The organism is Actinospica sp. (genome assembly GCF_035552695.1).
In the GTDB taxonomy this organism is placed as follows: Bacteria; Actinomycetota; Actinomycetes; order Streptomycetales; family Catenulisporaceae; genus Actinospica.
Map to the genome: position 1 here is coordinate 1 of NZ_DASZKT010000006.1, position 22609 is coordinate 22609.

The following is a 22609-nucleotide window of genomic DNA, read 5'->3' on the forward strand; positions in this document are numbered from 1 at the left end:
GGAGCTGTAGGCCATTAGGACTCCCCTAGTGGTACGGACCTTACAATGGTCCCAGAATCAGACCGATGGTCGGGCTTCCGACCGCCAGGCGGACAATCTCGCGCTGTCGGCGGCCTGGAACCGAGGCTGCGAAGCTGGATGCGGGGAGCAGTCGAAGTTCGAGGGCGGATTCGCCACGGGTGCCGGGCTTCTCGGCTGCGCGCGCGACCGCGTCGCCGGCGGAGTGCGGTCGTTCGAACAAGTCGGAGACTGGTACTCGGTGTAACCGAAAACCGGTGCCAGTCGGGCCGTGACGCGCCCGCGGACGACATCACCGAGATCGTCAGCAGCCCGGTCGAAGTCATCGTGCGCGCATCCACCGCGCCATGGCGAGCGCAGTGAAAGACGGATGAGCGCATCGCAGTGGCCATACCCACCAGGGAGTCGAGGCTTTTCTGGCGGTCCAGGATTCTGATTCAGTTGATCGCGGGCGGCGATCGGTGCGAGCGGCTCGGCGCCGCACGCCGTCTCGACTACGGCGGGATGTCGATGCCGTATTCGCGGATCTTGCGGTAGATCGTGGCGCGGGAGACGCCGAGCGCTCGCGCCGCCTCGTTCTTGTTGCCCTGGGCGTCCAGCAGGCCACTCACGATCGCGTCGCGTTCCATGGACTCCAGCGGGTTGAGCACCCGCCGGGCCACCGTCCGGAGCTCCGGCGGTAGGTCGCTTGGTTCGATGACGCCGGACCGGCGGTGCTGCACCACCTTGCTCAGGACCTGGCGCAGCTGCGCGATGTTGCCGGGCCACTTGGCGCGCATCAGCAGTTGCATCGCGGCGGGGGAGCACAGCAGCGTTCCGTGCGAGGTCAGCTGAACGAGTAGGAACGGGACGAGCTCGCGGATGTCCTCGACGTGGTGGCGTAGTGGCGGGACCTCCACCGATCCGGGGAAGGCGTGCAGCAGGCCGGTGAGGTCGTCGTCGGGGCCGAGGGGCCGATGGGTGGCCGCCACCCACCGGTGCCGCCCGATCTGATCGGCCGAAGCGCGTTGCCGGTGCAGGAGTTCGGCCAGGGCACGGCTGCTTTCGGGGGGCAGCCGGTCGATGTGCCGGAGCACCAGTCCACCGTCGTTCTCCTCGAGCTCGTGCTGCACGCGGGCCAGGAAATCTCCCGAGTCGTTCGGTTCGGCCGCGTCCAGCACCCGGAAGCGGCCGGCAGGGTCGTGGCTTCGGCACACGGCGCGCAGCAGCGCGGTTTTGCCGACCCCCGTCTCGCCCTGCACGGTGATCCACTCGCCGCTGCGGTAGTGCTCGGACACCTCGTCACATGCCCGCTGCCACAGCGCACCCGATCCGGCGGTGCCCGGCAGCAGGGGACGGGAGGCCGGCCGCCAGGTCGGTTGGCCGTCGGCGGAGTCGGTGAGCCGCACCCGGACCACGCCGCCGGCGGGGCCCGCATCGGTATGCACGGGAGCGCAGTAGATCCGCGCCTTCGCGCCGCTGGGCAAGTCCAGGTCGAGGGCGGCGCGCCTGCTGCCGTACATCGCCTCGGCCGCGGCTTCGAGCAGCGCGGCCTGGTCTTGGGGCGCGAGCACCTGGCGGGCGTGATCGTTCATCATGACGACGTCGTTGTTGAGTGCGAACACGATGCCGTTGCTGTGCCGGCAGGCCCGCAAGTACTCGTGGAACAGCGCGAACTCGCGCAGCCCGGTCAACGTCGTCAGTTCTCGCTCGATGTGCCCGGCCGTGGTCTTGGCCAGCGCCAGCAGCAGGGGTCCGGCGTCGCGGCTCCAACAGGTCAGGTCGAGCACACCGAGCACGAGGCCGGAGACCGGGTGGCGCACCGGCACCCCGGCGCAGCCGAGGTCTTCGAGGTTCTCCGCATAGTGTTCGTGCCCGAACACGCCGATGGCCCGGCCGCCTTCGAGGGCCGTGCCGATTCCGTTGGTTCCCACGGATTGCTCCGCGTAGCTGAAGCCGGGGGCGAGCTGCACCCGGTCGAGGTGGAGCTTGAGCCGGTCGTCGCCGGTGCGCCGGTCCAGAACCACGCCGTGGGCGTCGGTGAGGATGATGCTCACCGCCTCATCGCTCAACTGTTCCCGCAGCCGCTTGAGGATCGGGGCGGCGCCGTGCATCAGCGGCGTCTCGAGGTTCGGGTCCTTGTCGTAGGCCAGCCGGACGTGGTCGGCGGCGACGTTCCAGGTCCTCGACCGCCACCACGAGGCCGCGATCGTCTCGCGCACCTCGTCCGAGTCGACCGTGCCCGCCGTCAGGAACCTCTCCCGCGCGGTCGCGAGCGCATCCGGCCGTGCAGACAGCGCTTCAGGTGGCTGCGGAGCGTCGGAGGCTCTCAGCATCGTGTCTCCCTGGCCGGATCGTGACGTGCCCAAGGGGCGTGTCGGGCACGTGTCCGTGATGTTAACCAGGCTAGCAGCGGGGGATGCCTCCGGATTGTCTCATATTGAGACCGCACTCCGACGCCAGATGCCTTGTGATTTAGGGCACTGGGACGTCGTCGCGGGAGCTTGGGCGACCGCGGCGGACGCCCCGGGTGACAAGCGGGTGAACCGGGCGTCGCCGAGGCGCGGTCGCGGAGCGCCGGAGCTTCGCAGCACCCCTGCAAAGGAGGCATGGAATGAGCCGACAGAGTCTGAGCAAGGCGCACAAGAAGATCACCGAGCTGTCCTGGGAGCCGACCTTCGCCACCCCGGCGAAGCGGTTCGGCACCGACTACACCTTCGAGAAGGCGCCGAAGAAGGACCCGCTCAAGCAGATCCTTCGGTCCTACTTCCCGATGGAGGAGGAGAAGGACAACCGGGTCTTCGGCGCGATGGACGGCGCCATCCGGGGCAACATGTTCCGGCAGGTCCAGGAGCGCTGGATGGAATGGCAGAAGCTGTTCCTGTCCATCATCCCCTTCCCGGAGATCTCGGCCGCGCGGGCGATGCCGATGGCCATCGACGCCGTCCCCAACCCCGAGATCCACAACGGCCTCGCGGTGCAGATGATCGACGAGGTCAGGCACTCGACGATCCAGATGAACCTCAAGCGCATGTACATGAACCACTACATCGACCCGGCCGGGTTCGACATCACGGAGAAGGCCTTCTCGAACAGCTATTGCGGCACGATCGGCCGGCAGTTCGGCGAGGGATTCATCACCGGCGACGCGATCACCGCCGCCAACATCTACCTGACCGTGGTCGCCGAGACGGCGTTCACCAACACCCTGTTCGTCGCCATGCCGTCCGAGGCGGCCGCGAACGGCGACTACCTGCTGCCCACGGTGTTCCACTCGGTGCAGTCCGACGAGTCCCGGCACATCTCCAACGGCTACTCGATCCTGTTGATGGCGCTGGCGGACGAGGACAACCGCAAGCTGCTCGAGCGCGACCTGCGCTACGCGTGGTGGAACAACCACTGCGTCGTGGACGCCGCGATCGGCACCTTCATCGAGTACGGCACCAAGGACCGTCGCAAGGACCGCGACAGCTATGCCGAGATGTGGCGTCGCTGGATCTACGACGACTACTACCGCAGCTACCTGATCCCACTGGAGAAGTACGGTCTGACGATCCCGCACGACCTCGTCGAAAAGGCCTGGGACCGGATCTACAACCAGCACTACGTGCACCGGGTCGCCCAGTTCTTCAGCACCGGATGGCCGGTCAACTACTGGCGCATCGACCCGATGACCGACGAGGACTTCGAGTGGTTCGAGTCCAAGTACCCGGGCTGGTACAACCAGTTCGGCCGCTGGTGGGAGGAGTACAACCGGCTGCGCTACCCCGGCCGCAACAAGCCCATCGCGTTCGAGAACGTCGGCTACGAGTACCCGCACCGGTGCTGGAGCTGCATGGTGCCGTGCCTGATCCGCTCCGACATGGTGGTGGACAAGGTCGACGGCCAGTGGCGGACCTACTGCTCGGAAACCTGCGCCTGGACCGACAAGGTCGCCTTCCGCCCCGAGTACGAGGGCACCCCGACCCCGAACATGGGCCGGCTGACGGGCAAGCGCGAGTGGGAGACCCTGTACCACGGACAGGACCTGGCCGACATCATCACCGACCTCGGCTACGTCCGCGACGACGGCAGGACCCTCATCCCGCAGCCCCACCTGGATCTGGACGACCCGAAGAAGCTGTGGACGCTCGACGACGTGCGCGGCATCCCGTTCGCCAGTCCCAATGTGCTGCTGAACCAGATGTCCGACGCGGAGCGCGAGGCGCACGTCGCGGCCTACAAGGCCAACCCGAACGTCACCTCGGCGGCCTGACGCCGATCAGATCAGCTCCCGTCGCGGCGCCGGCGTGCGGCCGCGCCGCGACGGGAGCCCCACACCACCAAGGAGTGGCGTCATGGCCGACACCCACAAGGTGCGATTCGAACCGATAGGCATTGAGATCGAGGCCGCTGAGGACGAGACGGTGCTCAACGCCGCGTTCCGACAGGGCGTCATGCTGATCCACGGCTGCAAGGAGGGCCAGTGCTCGGCGTGCAAGTCCTTCCTCCTGGACGGCGAGATCCAGATGGGCCGCTACTCCACATTCGCGCTGGCGGATTACGAGAGCGACGAGGGCTACGTGCTGCTGTGCCGGTCGCACGCCTACACCGATGTGGAGATCGAACTCGTCAACTACGACGAGGACATGATCAGGTCCGGTCTGCCGGTGATCACGGTGCCGACCGAGGTCGACTCGCTGCGGGACCTCACGCACGACATCTCGCTGCTGCGCCTGAATCTGCCCGCGGAGTCCGCGTTCCGCTTCCACCCCGGTCAGTACGTTGACATCACCATTCCCGGCACCGGCGAGCACCGTTCATTCTCGATGGCGAACATCTCCGCCGCCGAGGGGTTCCTCGAGTTCATCATCAAGCGCTACCCGGGCGGCAGGTTCTCCGGCCTTCTCGAGGGCGGGCTGGGCGCCGGAGACCCGCTCCAGGTCAACGGCCCGTTCGGCAGCTTCACCCTGCGGGTCAGCTCCGACCGCCGGCTGGTCTTCGTCGGAGGGGGTGCCGGGATGGCCCCCATCCTGTCGCTGCTGCGCCAGATGGCGGAGAGCGGGAACGAGCGTGAGGCGGTCTACTACTACGGCGCCCGCACCGAACGCGACCTCTTCCATCTCGAGGAACTCGCGCGGCTCGCGGAGCGGCTGCCCGGCTTCCGGTTCGTGCCCTGCCTTTCCGACTCCTGGCCGCAGGGCTGGCCGGGCGAGGGACGGCAGGGGGAGACCGGTCTGGTCACGGAGGCCCTCGTCCGGCGGGAGCGGAACCTGTCCGACTGCGACCTCTACCTCTGCGGTCCGCCGCCGATGATCGACGCCGCTCTGCCGCTGCTGGCAGGCCTGGGCGTGCCCGAAGAGCAGATCTTCTTCGACAAGTTCACCATCACCGCCGCCGCCGAGGACTGACGGTCCGTCGGCGGGTCCCCTTCACCACCAGCGAGACACAGAAAGGTGTGCGCTCATGGCCAATGCGGAAAAGACCGAGGCGCGAAGCTTCCCCCGGATGGAATTCACGGGCGCGGAAGCGGGCCTGCGCGAGTTCCCCAGCTCCAAGAGCCGCTCGTACAACTACTTCACGCCGCAGAAGCTGCGGGCGACGATGTACGAGGACGTGACGTTCGACGTGCAGCCCGACCCGGAGCGCCACCTCACCCAGGGCTGGATCTACGGCTTCGGCGACGGCCCCGGCGGTTACCCCAAGGACTGGACCCTGCTGCGGTCCGGCGACTGGCACCGCTTCCTCGACCCCAACGAGGAGTGGGAGCAGACGATCTTCCGGAACAACTCCAACATCGTCCGGCAGATCCAGCTGAACCTCGAGAACGCGAAGAAGGCCGGCGCGTACCACAGCTGGTCGTCGAGCTGGGTGAGGTTCATCGAGCGGCACCTGGGCGCGTGGATGCACGCCGAGCACGGGCTCGGTATGCACGTCTTCCTCTCCGAGCAGCGTTCCGCACCCACCAACATGATCAACAACGCGATCGCGGTGAACAGCGCGCACAAGCTGCGGTTCGCTCAGGACCTGGCGCTGTACAACCTCGACCTGTCCGAGTCGGACCTCGCGTTCGACGGGGCGGTGCACAGGCAGGCCTGGCACGGCGACCCGGTCTGGCAGGGCGTCCGGGAGAACGTCGAGCGGCTCACCGCCATCGGCGACTGGGCGGAGTCGCTGTTCGCGGCCAACGTGGTCTTCGAATCCCTGGTCGGCGTGCTGTTCCGCAGCCACTTGGTGATGCAGATCTCCGCGCGCAACGGCGACTATGTCACGCCGTCGCTGGTCGGCGCCGGCGAGAACGACTACGACCGCGACCTGCGCTACACCCGGGTGCTGTTCCGCCTGCTCACCGCGGACGACACCCACGGCGAGCACAACCGGGACGTGCTGCAGGGCTGGCTGGAGAACTGGGTCCCGCTGAGTGTCCGGGCGGCGCACGAGCTGCAGCCGATCTGGTCGCAGCCGCACGAGAAGGTGGTCACCTTCGCCGACTCCTGGGCCGGCGCCGTGAGCGGTTTCCGCAGCCTGCTGTCCGATCTGAACCTCTCCGAGCCGAAGGGGCTGACCCAGTGACCGCCGAAACGCACCGGAAGTTCGACGTCGACCGCAGCTTCTCGAACATGTGCGGTGTGACCCTGATGAACAACCAGAACGGCTACGTCGTGGCGGAGGTCATGCGGACCAAGCCCGGCGTGTCCGTCGAGGAGTTCCCCTCGATGATCCGCGTCGACGGCAAGGGGAGCCTGCTGTTCGACTTCGCCGAGATCACCGAGGCGATCGGCTACGAGTTCGACCAGACCGACTTCGAAGAGATCATGTCGACCCACTACGGCCGGATGGTCCACTTCGACGACAAGACCATGCTGTTCTCCAGCCCCGAGGAAGCGGCCGAGTACATCGACTTCGACCTCCAGCCCGTTCAGTAGCACCGTCGACCGCCCCCGAACATCGCGGGGCGCTTCGGGCAGTGCGAGCGCGGGGGCGACCCGCTTCGCACTGCCCGTACCGGGATCGCGCGCCTGCGCTCACCAGAAACCGAGGTAGACACATGTACAGCAAGGACGGCGAGAACTACTTCATCGTCGACGGCCACGTGGCGCTGTGGGACGGCAGTCCGCAGAACCAGGCCAACCGGTACGGCAAGGGTTTCATCGAGTGCTTCTACGACTACCACCGCAACCTCAGCCCCGCGGAGTGGGTGTGGCCGCTGGAGAAGTTCATGAAGTACTCCGAGGCCGACTTCGTTCACGACCTGTTCGAGACCGGCTACGTGGACACGGCGATCTTCCAGCCGGCCTACCTGAGCGACTTCTACACCCACGGGTTCCACCGCAGGGACGCGGCGCTCGCGCTCTGCGGACAGTACCCTGACAAGCTCGTTCTCAACGAGGCGTGGGATCCGCGCTACGGCGAGGCCGGACTCGAGAGGCTGGAGGCGCTGGCCGCGGCCAGGGAGGTGAAGGGCGTAAAGCTCTACACCGCCGAATGGAAGGGCGACTCCAAGGGCTGGAAGCTCACGGACGAGTGGTCCTGCCGCTACCTGGCCAAGTGCGAGGAGCTGGGGATCAGGAACATCCACATCCACAAGGGCCCGACGGTCTACCCGCTCAACCGGGACGCCTTCGACGTCGCCGATGTGGACGACGTGGCGACGGCGTTCCCGGGTCTGAACTTCATCATCGAGCACGTCGGCCTTCCCCGGCTCGAGGACTTCTGCTGGATCGGCACGCAGGAGCCCAACGTCTACGGCGGACTCGCCGTGGCGATCCCCTTCATGCACAGCCGGCCGCGGTACTTCGCCCAGATCATCGGCGAACTGCTGTACTGGCTGGACGAGGACCGGATCCTGTTCGGCAGCGACTACGCGATCTGGCACCCGAAGTGGCTGGTGGAGCAGTTCGTCGACTTCCAGATCCCGCAGGACATGCAGTCCGAGTACGGCGTGCTGACCCCGGACGTCAAGCGCAAGATCCTCGGCCTGAACGCGGCCAAGCTCTACGACCTCAAGGTCCCCGCCGAGGCCTCCGCGTCCTCCTCGACCGATCGAGTGCCGGCATGACCACCGCCACCCGGACCTCGGTCGACGTGCTGGTGTGGGACGCGCTGGGCACGGTGCTCGACCCGGAGTTGGACCAGCCGATCACCGATCTGGGCTTCGTGACCGAGGTGCGTGTGCGCGAGGAGAGCTCGTCCGCGTGCACGGCCCTGGTCCGGCTGCGGTTGCCGACGTATTTCTGCGCGCCGAACTTCGCCTATCTGATGGTGGCCGACGCGCACGACGCGGTGCGCGGGGTCGACGCGGTGACCGGGGTCGAGATCAGGCTGGAGGACCACTTCGCCGCCGAGGAGATCAACGCCGGAGCAGCGGCGGAGCAGGGCTTTGCGAAGACCTTCCCGCGGCAGGCCGGCGGGGAGCTCGCCGATCTGCGGCTCACCTTCCAGCGCAAGGCGCACCTCGCCTGCCTGGAACGGGCCTGCCGACAGCTCATCCAGGACGGCTGGCAGATCGAGCGCCTGGCGCGGGCGACGCTGTCCGACCTCTGCGACGGCCCGGACGCGGAGAGCCTGCTGCGCCGCCGAGCCGACCTCGGCCTGGCGACCGGGCCTGACGCCCGTCTCTTCGTGGACGACCACGGCGACCCGGTCTCCGCCGAGAAGCTGCCCGCCCGCCTACGGTTCGCACAGGCCGTGCGCGTCAGCGTAGACGGCAACGCGCACTTCTGCCGAGGTCTGCTGGAAACCCGCTACGGAACACGAGTCCCGAAGGAGGACGCACGATGAAGGCGGTTCAACTCGGCAAGTACGACAACGCGCCGGAACTGGTCGAGGTCCCGGACCCGGAGGCCACCTCCGCGCTGGACGTGGTGGTCCGCGTCGGGGGAGCCGGGGTGTGCCGCACCGACCTGCACATCATCGAAGGGCAGTGGCAGCAGAAGTCCGGAGTCGAGCTGCCCTACACCCTCGGGCACGAGAACGCCGGCTGGGTGCACGAGGTGGGATCGGCGGTCACCGGCATCGAGGTCGGCGACCCGGTGATCCTGCACCCGCTCGCCACCTGCGGGCTGTGCCGGGCCTGCCGGGACGGCGACGACGTGCACTGCGCCCGATCGACGTTCCCCGGAATCGACAGCGACGGCGGCTATGCCGAACTGGTCAGGACCAACGCCCGTGCGGTGGTCAAGCTCGACGCGTCGCTGCAGCCTGCTGACGTGGCCGCGCTGGCCGACGCGGGACTGACGGCGTATCACGCCGCACGCAAGGCGGCCAAGCTGTTGCGGCCGGGGGAGAAGGTCGTCGTGATCGGCGCCGGAGGCCTCGGCCATATCGGCGTACAGGTGCTGCGCGCACTCGGTTCGGCCGAGATCATCGTCGTCGACCGTTCCCGGGACGCCCTCGCCCTGGTCGAACGACTGGGCGCCGAGCACCTCGTCCGCGCGGACGGCACGCAGGTGGAGGCCGTACTCGACCTCACGGGCGGCCACGGTGCCGAGGCGGTCATCGACTTCGTCGGCGAGGGCGGCGCGATCGAGGACGGCGTCCGCATGCTGCGCAGGGCCGGGAGCTACTACGTGGTCGGCTACGGCGGCACGCTCCAGGTGCCCACGATCGACATCATCTCCACCGAGATCAACTTCGTCGGAAACCTGGTCGGCTCCTACAACGACCTCGCCGAACTCATGGTGCTGGCCGCCCAGGGCAAGGTCTCCCTGCACACCTCGACCTACCCCCTCCGCGACTACGCCAAGGCCCTCGAAGACCTCGATCAGGGCCGGGTCCGCGGCCGGGCGATCCTCGTCCCCTGACACGGCCGTCCGTTCGCGACGTTCGCGGCGGCACACTCACCACCAGCCAGAAGGGCAGTGACAGCAGATGGCAAAGGATCTGCGTTTCAACGTCGAGGCGCGCCGGCTCCTCGAAGCGGGCGTGAACGCGCTCGCGGACGCCGTCAAGGTGACGCTGGGGCCCAAGGGGCGCAACGCCGTCATCGAGAAGCTGACCGGGCCGCCGACCATCACCAACGACGGCGTCACCATCGCCCGCGAGATCCAGCTGCGCGACCCGTTCGCCAACATGGGTGCCCAGCTGGTCAAGGAGGTGGCCAACAAGACCAACGGAGTCGCCGGGGACGGCACGACCACCGCCACGGTGCTCGCCCAGGCGCTCGTGCGCGAAGGCTTGCGCGCGGTGGACGCCGGAGCGAACCCGATGCTCCTCAAAGGGGGCATCGAGCAGGCGGTCGCCGCCGTGGTCTCCGAACTGCAGGACGGGACCAGACAGCTGTCCGGCCCGGCCGATCTCGCGCACGTCGCGACCCTGTCGGCCAACAACGACGCCGAGATCGGCGAGACTATCGCCGCCGCGATGGGCCGCGTGGGGCGCAGCGGCGTCGTGACGGTGGAGGAGTCCCCGTCCTTCGGCCTCGACGTGAGCTTCGTGGACGGGGTGGAGTTCGACCACGGCTACATCTCGCCCTACATGGCGACCGACAGGGAGCGGATGGAGACGGTCTTCGAAAACCCCTACATCCTGTTCACCAACGAGAAGATCTCGAAAGTCCAGACGCTGATGCCGCTGCTCGAAAAGGTCACCCGCAGCGGACGTCCGCTGGTGATCCTGGCCGAGACGGTCGATGGCCCGGCCCTGGGCATGCTGGTGGCGAACAACGTGCACGAGACCTTCAAGTCGGTGGTGGTGCGGGCGCCGGGCTTCGGCCACCGGCGTGTCGCAGAGCTCGAGGACCTCGCCGTCTTCACCGGCGGGCAGGTCGTCACCGGGGACGCGGGCCTGAGCCTGGAGGCGGTGCGGTTGGACCAGCTCGGGTGTTGCCGCAGGATTACGGTCACCGAGTCCAGCACCACACTCGTCGGCGGAGCCGGTTCGGTCGAGGCGATGTCGGCGCGCATCGAGCAGATCAAGCGCGAGCTCGAGCGGGCCGAGAACGAGCACGACCAGGACAACCTCCAGCTGCGCATCGCCCGCCTGTCCGGCAGCGTCGCCGTCATCCACGTCGGCGCGGCCACCGGAGTGGAGCTCAAGGAGAAGCAGCACCGCGTCGAGGACTCGCTGTCCGCCACCCGCGCGGCCATCGAGGAAGGAATCGTCGCCGGCGGAGGAACCGCGCTGGCACAGTGCGAGGCGGCGCTGGACCGGCTCGAGCTGACCGGCGACGCGTCCGCGGGGCGGGACATCGTCCGTCGCGCGCTCGGCGAGCCGCTGCGCTGGATCTCGATCAACGCCGGCTACGACGGCCAGGAGGTCCTCGACCGGGTCGCCTCGCTGCCCGCGGGCCACGGGTTCAACGCGCTCAGCGGGGAGTACGGCGATCTGTTCTCCCTCGGCGTGGTCGATCCGTTGAAGGTGACCCGCTCCGCGCTGCAGAGCGCGGCGTCCATCGCGGCGCTGCTGCTCACCACCGAGACGCTGGTGGTCGAGGAGATCATCCAGAATCCGGGCGCGATCGTGGCCCCCGACTTCGGCGACCTGGCCGAGGGCATGGTCCGGCCGTCGAACATCTACTGACCGACCCGCCGAAGGAAGATCGCAGAAAGGGGCCGGGGCGTGTACATGGCCAGCTCGAAACGCCCCCGGCCCCAGGGTGGGCGCGGGGCCCCTCGCCGCACGGTGAGGGAGGCGTCTGTCAGGCCCGCATCCGTTGTCGCCACGGGCGCGACCGCGACCGACGCGAGCGCACCGCCGAATTCCGGCGCCCCCGGCGCGCTCGAGCAACTGCTGGCCAAGGGCCGGCTGCGGGCCACCCTGTCGATGCTCGGCCCGGCGTTCATCGCGTCGATCGCGTATGTCGATCCCGGGAACTTCGCGACCAACATGCAGGGCGGAGCTGCGTACGGCTACCTGCTGTTGTGGGTCGTGCTGGCCGCGAACCTGATGGCGATGCTGATCCAGTACCTCTCGGCCAAGCTCGGGATCGCGACCGACCGCAGCCTTCCCGAGCTGGTCCGCGAACGCTACCCCCGAGCGGTGACCCGGGCCATGTGGGTGCAGGCCGAGGTGATGGCGATGTCCACCGATATCGCCGAGTTTCTCGGCGCCGCGCTCGGGCTGAACCTGCTCTTCGGCGTGCCGATGCTCCCGGCCGGTCTGATCACGGGTGTGATCGCGTTCGCGATCCTCGGGTTGCAGATGCGCGGCCACCGCGGATTCGAGCTCGCCGTCACCGCGCTGCTGGGAATCGTCTTCGCCGGCTTTCTGTTCGAGACGCTGCGCATCGGCCCGTCGGTGCACGAGTCGTTGCGCGGACTGCTTCCGGGCTTCAACGGCGCCGGCTCGCTCTACCTCGCGGTCGGCATCATCGGCGCCACCGTGATGCCGCACGTCATCTACCTGCACTCCGAGCTGACCAAGGGCCGGGTGCCGTGCAGCGACGATGCCGAGCGGCGGCAAGTCCTGCGCTTCGAACGGCTCGACGTGATCATCGCGCTCGGACTCGCCGGCCTCGCGAACATGGCCATGCTCGCCGTCGCGGCCAAGCTCTTCCACACCCCGGCGCTCTCCGGCCTGAACACCATCCAACAAGCTCACCAGGAGTTGGGCCACCTCGTCGGCGGCACCGCGGCGCTCGCGTTCGCCGTCGCGCTGCTCGCCTCCGGCACCTCGTCCTCAAGCGTCGGCACCTACGCCGGCCAGGTCGTCATGGCCGGCTTCATCAACATCCGGATTCCCGTGTCACTTCGCCGCGCGCTGACCATGTCCCCAGCGATCGCGGTCCTCGCGGCCGGCCTCAACCCCACAAGCGCCCTCGTCTTGAGCCAGGTCGTGCTCTCCTTCGGCATTCCCCTCGCGTTGGTGCCCCTGGTCACCCTGACCTCCCGACGCGACGTCATGGGCGTCCACGTCAACCACCGTCTCACGACCGTCCTCGCCTGGACCTGCGCCATCGTGATCACCGCGCTCAACGGCTTCCTGATCTACCAGCAGTTCGCCACAAGCTGAGCACAACAGCGTCCGAAAGCCCGCAACAACCCCGCGCAGACAAATACGGCAGACAAATACAAATGGGAGACTCCGATGGATGCGACGACGCTCCACTCGATCGCCGGCCCGATGGCCATGGCCGGCGGACTGGGCGCCGTGTTCATGGCTTTCTACAGGGCCGCGCTACGCCGGGTGGACTGGAGCCTGATCCCGGCCTCAGCGATGATCCGAGTGCGCTGGTGGAGCACCCACGCATCCCTCGCGCTGCGGGTGAGTGTGATCCTCGCGGTCCTCGGCCTGGCTGCCTTCGCGGCCACCTGAGATGACCAGGGTCGCTATGCGCGCCAATCGAGTTGGGAGTCCGGGACGCCGATGGACTTCTTCCACGTCGACACTATCAACCTACGTAGGCTCTATGTGATATTCGTGATGGAGGTGCGTACCGGCATGTGCACATCGTCGGCGTCACTGCCCACCCGAACGGTGCCTGGACGACGCAGGCTGCGCGACCTGTCGGCCGACCTGGGCGAGCGCACGCCGGGCGGTTCGTGCGCTCGATCCGTCGCAGCCGCATCCCTGACTCCCGCAGCGCGAGGAGCGCGCCGCGCGGAGCGAGAGGGCTCGCGGCGTCCCGGTGGGCGAGCTGGTCCGCACCAATTGGTTCGCCGAGGAGATCAGGCGCGAGCTCGGCATCGGCGGGGGCCATCAGGCTACTCCGCGGCGAGTTGTCGGACATCCTTGATCACTTGAGCGTAGACCTGCTTGTCGTCGGCCGTGGTCATGGGTGCGAGGGTGAGTGAATCTATGCGCAGGACGCGGTACGGGGACGTGGCTGAGACGTAGAGTTCGCCGGCGTTGGTGTCGGCCGCGAGGGCGGGGACGCCGTTGACGGACGTGGGGTGCTCGTGGGTGCCGGGCAGGGCGCTGCGAAGCTGGGCGGCGAGAGAGCGCGGCGGGGGTGTGTCGAGGTCGTTGGGGGTCGGCGTCCAGTCGTTCTGGAAGTTCACGGGTTCGTAGTACATCGCGCCGCCGACGACCAGGATGTTGATTCTTTCGCCGCCGCGAGTCGAGGTACCCACTTCCTCGCCGTCGGCGGTGACGTATATATCAGTCTGGGCGCTGACGTAGTGGATCACCGGTTCGTTCGCCAGTGCGGAAACGGCTTCGGCGAAGGGGTCGGCGGTCGGCGCGGGGGACGACGCGCGGTGCAGCGCGGTGTACGTGGCCGCAGCCGCGAGCAGTGCCAGGCCGAGGAGGATGGCGGTGCGGACGACGGGGAACGGCGCGGGGCGGGCCGGGGGCGGCGTGGCGTGTATCGGTGGTCTGCGGTAGTTCGGGGTCAGGTTCGCGGCGGGAATCGGAGTGGGGATCGGCGCGGGGGAGTACCACGCGGTCGGCGTGCTCGCGGGTGTCGCCGGCCCCGCAGCCAGACCTGCCGCTAGCCCCGCCGCTCGTACTGTCGCTGTCGATGTCGCTGGCGCGGCCGCCTGCGCCGTGCTGAGCGCGGCGGGCAACGGCTCGGCGGGCACGAGCGGCAGGCGCGGCGGGCCGAAGGGCGGCGGCACCATCCGCGGGATGCCTTGCCAGAGCGGAAAATCGGGTGGCTGCGGCAGGTCGCTCGTGCGCCTCTTGTTGCTGATCTTGTTCATCAGGGCTCCTCCGCCGACGTGCCACGGACGTTAGAGCCCGGATTCGGGGACCGGTCCTGAGCGGCGCGACCTAACCTCCGAGCAACGATCGCCACAAGCCACGACCACAAGCCACGAATGGAGGCGCGGACCGATGCCGGACGTCAAGGGCGTGCTGCTCCCCGCTTACGTGCTCGCCGACGAGTCGGGTTCGATGGGCCCGTATCGCAGGGAACTGTCCGACGGGCTGCTCTCCCTGTGCGAATCCCTGCGCGCGGAGCCGATGATCGCGGCGAAGCTGCGGCTGGCCGTGCTCGGCTTCTCCGAAGACGTCCAGGTGCGGCTGGCCATCGCCGACATGCGCACCGAGACGACCGTGCCGCAGGTCATCATCAGGGGAGTGACGAACTACGGCGCGGTCTTCAGCGACCTGCTCTACCGGATCCCCGCCGACGTGCAGTGGCTGCGCGGTCAGGGCTACAAGGTGCACCGCCCGGTCGTCTTCTTCATGAGCGACGGCCAGCCGACCGACGGGAACGGCTGGCGCAGCACACACGCGACGCTCGTCGACAAGGCGCAGACCCCGGCCGCGCCGAACATCATCGCCTGCGGCATCGGCGACGCGAAGCCCGCGACCATGGTGGACGTCGCGACGAACGACCAGTTCGCATTCGTGGCCAAACCCGGCGTGAACATCGGAGCCGCCATCTCGGAGTTCTTCGCCGCGCTCGTGTCGAGCCTGGTCGAGTCGAGTCAGGCGCTCAACTCGGTGAACCCGACACTCGTAATCAACCGGCCGGACCAGTTCACCATGGCGATCGACGAGGTCTGAGATGGCACCGAAGCAGCTGTCGGGCCAGGCGACAGGCGGCTGGACCCGGATCGCGGTGCAGCCGCCCTCGGTCGCGTTCGAGCCGGGACCGCCCAGGCAGAGCGCGTACGACGTTCCCGACACCGAATGCGAGGGCTGGTCAACCGATCGCTTCACCCTGCGCGCCGCCTCGGTCCGCGGGGACAGCCACCGTTGGCCCCGGCGCGCGAAGCCGCGCCAGGACTGCGTGCGCGCCACAGTCCACGAGCGCACCGGAACCCTCGTGTTCGCGGTGGCCGACGGCGTATCAGGCGCCGTGCATTCCGAGTACGGGTCGCGCGAGGCCTGCCGCTCCGCGATCGAGACGCTCATCGACCAGCTCGAGCGCAACCGCCCGATCGACCTCGGCGCCGTCGTTCTCCGCGCGGTCGCACGGCTGACCGAGCTCACGCAGTGGCGCCTCGGCATGCAGCCCAACGAATCCCCGGGCATCAGGGAGATCTCGGACCTGTTCGCGACGACGCTGGTGACCGGCATCGTCCAGCCGATGGCGGACGGCGTCGTCCTGGTCGACGTGTGCCGCGTCGGGGATTCCGGCGCCTGGGTGCTGGACCGCACCCGCGCGCCGTACGACGCGGAGCTGTACACGCCGCTGTTCTCCTCGAAGACCGGCTCCGGCAAGCGATTCGTGTCGAACAGGGTCGCCGCGCTGCCGCAACTTCCCGCGGAACTGGAGCGCACGCAGGTGCAGCTCTCGGAGCTGGACACGCTGCTCGTCGGCACAGACGGCTTCGGCGACCCGCTCGGTGACGGTGACGGCCAGTTCGGCGCGTTGTTCGCGGAGCAGCTGAGCAGTCCGCCGGCGCTGCTCTGGTTCGCCCACGTGCTGGATTTCTCCCGGGAGACGTTCGACGACGATCGAACTCTGCTGGCCATGTGGCCGACGCGCCCGGGGGAGCGGCGATGACCGCGACGCGGACACGGACCGTGCATCTCGCCGGTCTCAACCTCGGCGACAGGCTCGGTCAGGGCGGTCAGGGCACCGTGCACCACGTGACCAACAGGCGCATCAACGAGACCGGCGAAGCGTGGAGCGTGGTCTACAAGGAGTACAACGCCGCGATGCAGCCGAAGCTCGACAGCGCCGCTCTCGGCTCGCTCGTGGCGCTGCTCGACGCGCTGGACGCCGCCCAGGGCCGCTGGCTGTGCGAAAAGGCGGCGTGGCCCGCGGCCGTGGTCGAGGAAAGCGGCCAGGCACAGGGATTCCTGATGCGTGCGGTGCCCGACCGCTTCCGGATCCTCGTGCCGGGGCTGACCGCCAAGAGCAGCGGAGCGCGGCGTCTGGCGACCGTCGAATTCCTGCTCAACGAGGACGCGTACGTCGCCGGGATCGGGCTGAGAGTCAGCGACAAGGACAGGGTTCTGCTGCTCGCCGATCTGGCCGACATGCTCACCCGGCTGCATCGACTCGGCATCGCGGTCGGCGACCTCTCGCCGAAGAACCTGCTGTTCACGCTGGACAACACGCCCGGTCAGCGGCCTGAATGCTTCCTCATCGACTGCGACGCGATGCGACTGCGCGGCGCGAGCGTGCTGCCGCAGGCGGAGACGCCCGACTGGCAGGTCCCGGACGACGAGGAGAAGGCGACGCGCGAGAGCGACATGTACAAGTTCGGTCTGCTCGCGATCCGCCTGTTCGCCCGCGACCAGTCCGCGACGGACCCCGACGCGCTCGCCGTCCTCGGAACGCGCATCCAAGACCTGGCCCGAGCGAGCCTCGACACGAATTCCCAGCTCCGTCCGACACCCGTGGCGTGGGCGGATGCCTTGGCCGTGGCCGCATCGAAGGCAGCGACCACGCCCGCCACGGCGGCCACACCCACCACAGCGCGGAAGCCGACTCCGACTCCGACTCCCGCAGTGGTGCCCGGATCGAAGACGTCCGCTGCGAAGACGCCCACGCCGGTCGCCGCCGCGGCGGTTCCCGCGAGCACCTCGACGACGAAAACCAGGAACAATTCCGACCCGCAGGGCGAACTCCGCTCCGGTCTCGCGTTCTTCGTCGGACTCGCCCTCGTCGCGGCGTACAACTGGATGCCGTGGATCAGCACGTCGAACGGCGATCAACTGCGGTTTCACGCGGCGGACGCGCTGACCCTGTCGTTGTTCGTGAAGGCGTTCTGGCTGGCCGTCGTCGGACTGCTCTGCCTCGCCAGCGACGAGTACCTGGGCAACGTATGCGGTTCGATCCTGGGCTTCGTCTCGTTCTGCTGCTTTGCCGCCGGATACCAACGGCTCGAAAGCGAGTTCTCCGTCTTCGACGTGCATCCCATGTCGGGATACGTCCTCAGTTTCGGCGGATCCGCGGCCATCGTCGTCATCTGCGCATGGAAGGCCGTCGTGCGTTACCAGGCGAAAAACCCCTGACGCGATAGCGAGAAACCGAAGAGCCGAAGAAGCAGTGTGGTCGCTGTCGAGGATTGACGGCGACCACACTGCTTCACGTACTGCGACGGTCGGTCCGACAGTCACACTGCGACAGTCAGTCCGACTCCCCGAGCAGCAGCAGGTCCTGCGCGCTGATCGTCGCGGTCTTGAGCAGTTCGCGGATCAGATTGACGCTGAGCGTCGCGCCTACGTTCACGCCGACCTCGTCGCGCATCAGACCACGGATGCCGCGTCGGTGCAGCCGCTCACGCACGTCCTCGACCGTGTTCGCGACCGTCCGGTTCGTCCAGCGCTTCGTCGCGTACGGCGAGGCGTTGACGATCTCGGCGGTGTCGTCCCAGGTCAGCGGGAGCGGGTAGTGGTCATCGCCGTCCAGGTAGCGCTTGGCGAGCGCGGTGAGCACGAGCCGCTCCTGCGGGGAGAGCTCGTAGACCGTCTCGGGGTCCACCGTGTCCTCCCCGGTGCTGGAGCGCGGCCGCCGGTCCTCCGTGTCGACCAGGCGCACCTCGACCAGATGCGAACGCTGCTTGGACGAGTTGATCACCAGCGGCGTGTATCCGGGTTCGATGATCCGCTTGTGCCCGGCGAGCATCAGCGCGCCGTCCGGCAGCTCGATCGGCAGTCTGCCGGTGTTGCGCATCCACCAATCGCCCTCCGGCCCGGTGCAGGTGAACACACCGTGGCGGCGGCTGACGGTCGGGTCGTCGACGCCGACCGGCACGTGCACGTCCTCGCGGTCGCGCCCGAACAGCAGCGTGTACCTGCTGGCCGGTACCGCGTACCCGCCCTCCGGGCCGAGCACGAAGATCGTGCCGGGCGGCGCCGTGGGCACCTTGTCGGACGGACTGCCCGGCGGCAGTATCTGCGGGGGAAAGTTCCCGTACGGCATTTTCACGTACCTCCGTTCAGCTTCCGGCAGTCTAGGAGCGTCCCGCGGGGACCGGTCCTCGCAGAGTTCTGCTGCAATTGCGCCGCACCGCCGCCCATCGATACGCTGCCGCGCGTGAACGCCACCGGGATGCCGAGCGACGTGCCGTTGACCCGCACCATAGCCGAGCCGCTCGGCCCGGACGACCCCCGCGAGATCGGCCAGTTCACCATCATCGGCGTGCTGGGCACCGGCGGCATGGGAGAGGTCTACCTCGGGACCACCGGAGCCGGCTACGTCGCCGTCAAGCGGGTGCGGCCGCGACTGGTCTCGGTGGAGCGTTTCCAACGTGAGGTCGGCATCCTGTACCGGGTTCCGGTCGGCGTGGCCCCGAGCGTGCTGGCGACCGACGGGACCGTGCCACGGCCCTGGTTCGCCGCCGAGTACGTGCCCGGGCTCACTGTGGACGAGGCGGTTCGGCTGCACGGTCCGCTGCCCGCCGAGACGCTTTGGCTGCTGTTGGCCGAGACCGCCGCGCGGCTGCACGCCGTGCACGAGGTGGGCATCGTGCACCGGGATCTCAAGCCCGCCAACGTCATGCTCGTGCGCGACGGCGTCAAGCTGATCGATTTCGGGATCGCGCGCGCAGCCGATCAGGCGCGGCTCACGAAGAGCGGGGGAAGCTACGGCACGCGCGGATTCACGGCGCCGGAGCAGGACGCCGGGGACGAGAACGTGGACTCGCCCGCGGACGTGTACGCGCTCGGCGCCCTGATGGTGTACGCGGCTTCGGGGCGCACGCCCGGCGTCGTGCCCGACGTCGAGGCGATGCGCGCCGTGGACGCCGATCTGGCCGACATCATCGAGTCCTGTCTCACCGCCTCACCCGACGCGCGGCCCACCGCGGCAGCGCTGGAGGAACTGGCCCGGATGCACCTGCCGGCCGCGGATCCGTCGTGGCCGACTCAGATCGCGGAGCGGATCGAGGTGCGCCGGACGTTCGCCGCGACGCCTGTCGGCAAGCTCGAGACGACCCCGCCGCCGGACGAATTCGTGCCCGAGCCGCCTGAGAAGTCCGAGGCGTCCAATGCCGGGCAGGCCAACTCCGAGCAGGCCGAGCCCAAGCGGACGAAGTCCCACAGGAAGCTCGTCGTCGTGCCGGTCGCGGTGGTGATCACGGTCGGCGGTGTCGTCGCCTATCTGCTTGTGCCGTCCATATCGTCCGCGCACTCCGGAGCACCGCCGTCCGCCTCGACGACGTACAACGCGATGTCGGCGGCCAAGACGGCGACACTGACCTCCTCGGCGCAGCCGAGCCACTCGGCTTCCGGCACCGCCTCCACCACCGCCACGGCGACCACCCCGAGCACCGGCACGACCGACGAGACCACCCCGCCGAGCGGTTCCGGCACCACCACGACATCGAACGGCGGCACGACCACCAGCGCCACCACGAAGGCCACCGTCCCCATGACCGCGTCCTCGATCAACGGAGTGAGCGGCGCCGACGACTCGGAACAGGTCAGCGGTTCCGAGGCGGACGAGGACGTGCAGATCGGCGGCGGCGCGGGCTGTTCGGCCTGGCTGGACAGCGACGGCACCGGCAACCTGGCGGGAGTGGTCAACACCTCGCTCTACCAGACCTGCGACGCCGTTCTGCACCGCAGCGACGGGGTCCAGTACGGGTTCTCCCAGTCGTACGGCGCCAAGAAGACGAACTTCATCTCGGGCCAGGGGTACACGATGTACATCTGCGTCTGGGACACGAACAGCCCCGGCTCGGTCGACTGCGGGAACAAGTTCCGGATGAGCGGATCCACCCCCGTCGAGGTGAACTGAGGCCCGACATCCTCGCAGGTCAACCGTGAGATAGGATGGCGCGGGCGAAGACGGAGGGATGCGAGGCAGTGGTGGGCAGACGCGTGCTCTGGGCAGCGCTCGCGGCGCTGATCCTCGGCGGGACCGCCGCGTGCGGCACCACCGAGCAGGTCTTCACCAGCCCTGAGGTCTCCGCGACCGCGAAGGCGACCACCTCATCCGCGACCGCCACGTCCGAGAAGAACGCCGTCGTACAGCTCCAGGGCTGGCTCGCCGACCCGCTGCCCGGAACGCTGACGTACAACACGATCCAGGTCACCGGCGGCGGCTCGATAAACATGATGACGATCCTGTCCGGCCCCTTCGACCCGGGTGGCGGAACGGCGACGCTGACCGGCTCGATCGACACGCTCGGTTCCGGCTCGACCACGCAGAGCGCGTCCGGCGCGCTGGAGTACGGCGAGAAGGTCTACACCTCGATTCCGGCCACGCTGCAGACCGGCGTGCGCGTGGGCAAGTCGTGGGAGGTCGCGCCGGTGCGCTCGACCTGGGCGAGCGGCGTGAACCTCTCCGGCTGGTGGACGGCGCTGAACTCGGTCAAGCAGGTGCAGGCGGTCGGCGTGACCTCGCTGGAGGGCGAGACGGTCGACATGTTCAGCGCGTTCCCCGACCTGTCCGCGGTCAAGGGGATCCCGAAGTCGCTGCTGGACTCGGAGCCGATCAAGAAGGCGGGCACCAGCAAGGTCGAGGTGGACGTCTACACCGCGATGGGCAGCGGCGATCTGGTGCGGGTGACCTACAAGTTCGGCCTGCCGGTGCAGATCGACGCCGCGGCCACGGCCAAGAGCTCGGCCGGCTACGAGGTGGACATGTCAGGGTTCACCGACGCCACGCCGTCTCCCACGCCCACCCCGACCGGCACGGCCTCGGTGCCCCCGGACCCCACGACCGTCGCCTCCGGCACAGGTGACACTGATCTCGCGGCTTTGTTGCCGTTCTGACGCTACGGTGCTGAGGTGGTACCGCGACAACCACCCTGTGCGATCACGGGAAGGCGCCGGGGAACCGGGCCGCGAATGTGATCGTTGGATGAAGTGTCGGGCAGACGGCGCCGCGGCGGGCAGAGCGCGGAGTCGAGCGAGAAAGGCGAGCGGGTCGAACTATGCGGCGCACGGTGAACCTCAGGTCGGCACGGGCAAGAACCGCGGTGCTGATCTCGGCGTTCGGCGTTCTCGTGCTCGTCGCGGGCGACCTGCTCGGCGGCCGCGAGGGCCTCGTGCTGGCGACGGTCGTGCTGCTCGTCGTCCTGGGGTATGCGTATTACAGCGCGGACACCCTCGCGCTGCGGGCGATGAACGCGCAGCCGATCGGCGAGGCCGGTGCGCCGGTGCTCTACAAGATCGTGCGCGAGCTGTCCTACGAGGCGCGCCGCCCGATGCCGCGGATCTACGTCTCGCCGACCGAGTCGCCGAACGCCTTCGCGGCCGGCCGGGACCCGCGCACCGCCTCCGTGTGCTGCACGGTCGGCCTGCTGCGCACCCTGGACGAGCACGAACTGCGCGCGGTGGTCGCGCATGAGCTGGCGCACGTGTACAACCGCGATGTGCTGGTCTCCTCGGTCGCCGGCGCGCTCGCCGCGGTGGTGATGTGGTCGGCCAGCCTGCTGTGGCTGCTGCCCGGCCTGGACGATGGCGGTGAGGACGATGAGGGCCTGACCGGGCTGATCGGCGCGGTGCTGCTCGGCCCGCTGGCGGCGATCCTGGTGCGCAGCGCGGTCAGCCGCTCCCGGGAGTACCATGCGGACGCCTGCGCCGCCCGGCTCACCGGCGACCCGCTCTCGCTGGCCACCGCGCTCCGGAAGATCGACGCCGGCTCCCGCCGCACCCCGCTGCGCCGCGGCCCGGGCCTGGCCGGCATCGGCCACCTGATGATCGTCAACCCCTTCGCGGGCAACGAGGGGCGCCCCGGCTGGGCGGGGCGGCTGTGCGCCACCCACCCGCCGGTGCACGAGCGCGTCGCCCGCCTCGAGCGCCTCGCCGGGGTCAAGGACCCCGCCGCGGACCGCGCCTCGGACTGACCTGCCGCCGAACGACCTGCTGCGCACCTGACCTTGTCGCGCGCTGACCT

The 22609-nt window shown here is 68.7% G+C and carries 19 protein-coding genes; 16 read left to right on the forward strand and 3 right to left on the reverse strand.

From position 1 onward, the window contains the following. Window positions 1-512: 512 nt before the first annotated feature. Window positions 513-2333 (reverse strand): sigma-54-dependent Fis family transcriptional regulator, encoded by a 1821-nt coding sequence (locus VG296_RS00670; protein ID WP_325561881.1) that lies wholly within the window; start codon window positions 2331-2333, stop codon window positions 513-515. A gap of 278 nt (window positions 2334-2611) precedes the next feature. On the opposite strand from VG296_RS00670, the gene VG296_RS00675 reads away from it, so the two are divergent. The 10 genes from VG296_RS00675 to VG296_RS00720 all read left to right on the forward strand — a co-directional run bounded on the left by VG296_RS00675 (window position 2612) and on the right by VG296_RS00720 (window position 13230). Further along, the gene (locus tag VG296_RS00675; RefSeq protein ID WP_325561883.1) at window positions 2612-4252 is read left to right on the forward strand and encodes a hypothetical protein; all 1641 of its coding nucleotides are present in this window, start codon (window positions 2612-2614) and stop codon (window positions 4250-4252) included. An 82-nt stretch (window positions 4253-4334) separates the two neighbouring features. Next, window positions 4335-5387 carry an FAD-binding oxidoreductase gene (locus VG296_RS00680; RefSeq protein ID WP_325561885.1) on the forward strand — a complete coding sequence of 351 codons (1053 nt, stop codon included), beginning with the start codon at window positions 4335-4337 and terminating at the stop codon, window positions 5385-5387. Window positions 5388-5442: 55 nt separating this feature from the next. After that, a complete protein-coding gene (locus tag VG296_RS00685) occupies window positions 5443-6549 on the forward strand; it encodes an aromatic/alkene monooxygenase hydroxylase subunit beta (RefSeq protein ID WP_325561887.1) in 1107 nt (368 codons plus the stop codon). Further along, window positions 6546-6902 (forward strand): propane 2-monooxygenase effector subunit MimD, encoded by a 357-nt coding sequence (mimD, locus tag VG296_RS00690; RefSeq protein ID WP_325561889.1) that lies wholly within the window; start codon window positions 6546-6548, stop codon window positions 6900-6902. Before VG296_RS00685 ends, mimD begins: the two co-directional genes overlap by 4 nt. A gap of 122 nt (window positions 6903-7024) precedes the next feature. Further along, complete coding sequence (locus tag VG296_RS00695; protein ID WP_325561891.1) at window positions 7025-8035, forward strand: amidohydrolase family protein; 1011 nt, start codon at window positions 7025-7027, stop codon at window positions 8033-8035. Beyond that, the gene (locus tag VG296_RS00700) at window positions 8032-8757 is read left to right on the forward strand and encodes an iron-sulfur cluster assembly protein (protein WP_325561893.1); all 726 of its coding nucleotides are present in this window, start codon (window positions 8032-8034) and stop codon (window positions 8755-8757) included. The genes VG296_RS00695 and VG296_RS00700 overlap by 4 nt, the downstream gene beginning before the upstream one ends. Next, entirely contained in the window at window positions 8754-9779 is a 1026-nt protein-coding gene (locus VG296_RS00705) for an NAD(P)-dependent alcohol dehydrogenase (RefSeq protein ID WP_325561894.1), read from the forward strand. The genes VG296_RS00700 and VG296_RS00705 overlap by 4 nt, the downstream gene beginning before the upstream one ends. 67 nt (window positions 9780-9846) lie before the next feature. After that, window positions 9847-11496, forward strand: coding sequence for a chaperonin GroEL (gene groL, locus VG296_RS00710; RefSeq protein ID WP_325561895.1), 1650 nt, complete (start codon window positions 9847-9849; stop codon window positions 11494-11496). Between the two features lie 102 nt (window positions 11497-11598). Next, entirely contained in the window at window positions 11599-12927 is a 1329-nt protein-coding gene (locus tag VG296_RS00715; protein WP_325561896.1) for an Nramp family divalent metal transporter, read from the forward strand. Between the two features lie 75 nt (window positions 12928-13002). Then, window positions 13003-13230 carry a hypothetical protein gene (locus VG296_RS00720; RefSeq protein WP_325561898.1) on the forward strand — a complete coding sequence of 76 codons (228 nt, stop codon included), beginning with the start codon at window positions 13003-13005 and terminating at the stop codon, window positions 13228-13230. A gap of 389 nt (window positions 13231-13619) precedes the next feature. Here the strand turns inward: VG296_RS00720 and VG296_RS00725 are convergent, their stop codons facing one another. Further along, window positions 13620-14558, reverse strand: a complete 939-nt coding sequence (locus VG296_RS00725; protein WP_325561900.1) for a hypothetical protein — start codon at window positions 14556-14558, stop codon at window positions 13620-13622. 133 nt (window positions 14559-14691) lie between these two features. On the opposite strand from VG296_RS00725, the gene VG296_RS00730 reads away from it, so the two are divergent. Genes VG296_RS00730 through VG296_RS00740 form a run of 3 tightly spaced genes read left to right on the forward strand, consistent with a single transcriptional unit; the run spans window position 14692 to window position 17775 of the window. Continuing rightward, window positions 14692-15369, forward strand: a complete 678-nt coding sequence (locus tag VG296_RS00730; RefSeq protein WP_325561902.1) for a hypothetical protein — start codon at window positions 14692-14694, stop codon at window positions 15367-15369. A 1-nt stretch (window position 15370) separates the two neighbouring features. After that, complete coding sequence (locus VG296_RS00735; protein WP_325561904.1) at window positions 15371-16315, forward strand: protein phosphatase 2C domain-containing protein; 945 nt, start codon at window positions 15371-15373, stop codon at window positions 16313-16315. Then, the gene (locus tag VG296_RS00740) at window positions 16312-17775 is read left to right on the forward strand and encodes a hypothetical protein (protein ID WP_325561906.1); all 1464 of its coding nucleotides are present in this window, start codon (window positions 16312-16314) and stop codon (window positions 17773-17775) included. The genes VG296_RS00735 and VG296_RS00740 overlap by 4 nt, the downstream gene beginning before the upstream one ends. A 115-nt stretch (window positions 17776-17890) precedes the next feature. Here VG296_RS00740 and VG296_RS00745 read toward each other — a convergent pair whose 3' ends face one another. Further along, the gene (locus VG296_RS00745; RefSeq protein ID WP_325561907.1) at window positions 17891-18685 is read right to left on the reverse strand and encodes an FHA domain-containing protein; all 795 of its coding nucleotides are present in this window, start codon (window positions 18683-18685) and stop codon (window positions 17891-17893) included. A gap of 114 nt (window positions 18686-18799) precedes the next feature. On the opposite strand from VG296_RS00745, the gene VG296_RS00750 reads away from it, so the two are divergent. The 3 genes from VG296_RS00750 (at window position 18800) to VG296_RS00760 (ending at window position 22559) form a co-directional block, all read left to right on the forward strand. Then, window positions 18800-20503, forward strand: a complete 1704-nt coding sequence (locus tag VG296_RS00750; protein ID WP_325561909.1) for a serine/threonine-protein kinase — start codon at window positions 18800-18802, stop codon at window positions 20501-20503. Window positions 20504-20571: 68 nt separating this feature from the next. Continuing rightward, the gene (locus VG296_RS00755; protein ID WP_325561911.1) at window positions 20572-21483 is read left to right on the forward strand and encodes a hypothetical protein; all 912 of its coding nucleotides are present in this window, start codon (window positions 20572-20574) and stop codon (window positions 21481-21483) included. Between the two features lie 173 nt (window positions 21484-21656). Further along, entirely contained in the window at window positions 21657-22559 is a 903-nt protein-coding gene (locus tag VG296_RS00760) for a M48 family metalloprotease (RefSeq protein WP_325561913.1), read from the forward strand. The last annotated feature ends 50 nt before the right edge of the window (window positions 22560-22609 follow it).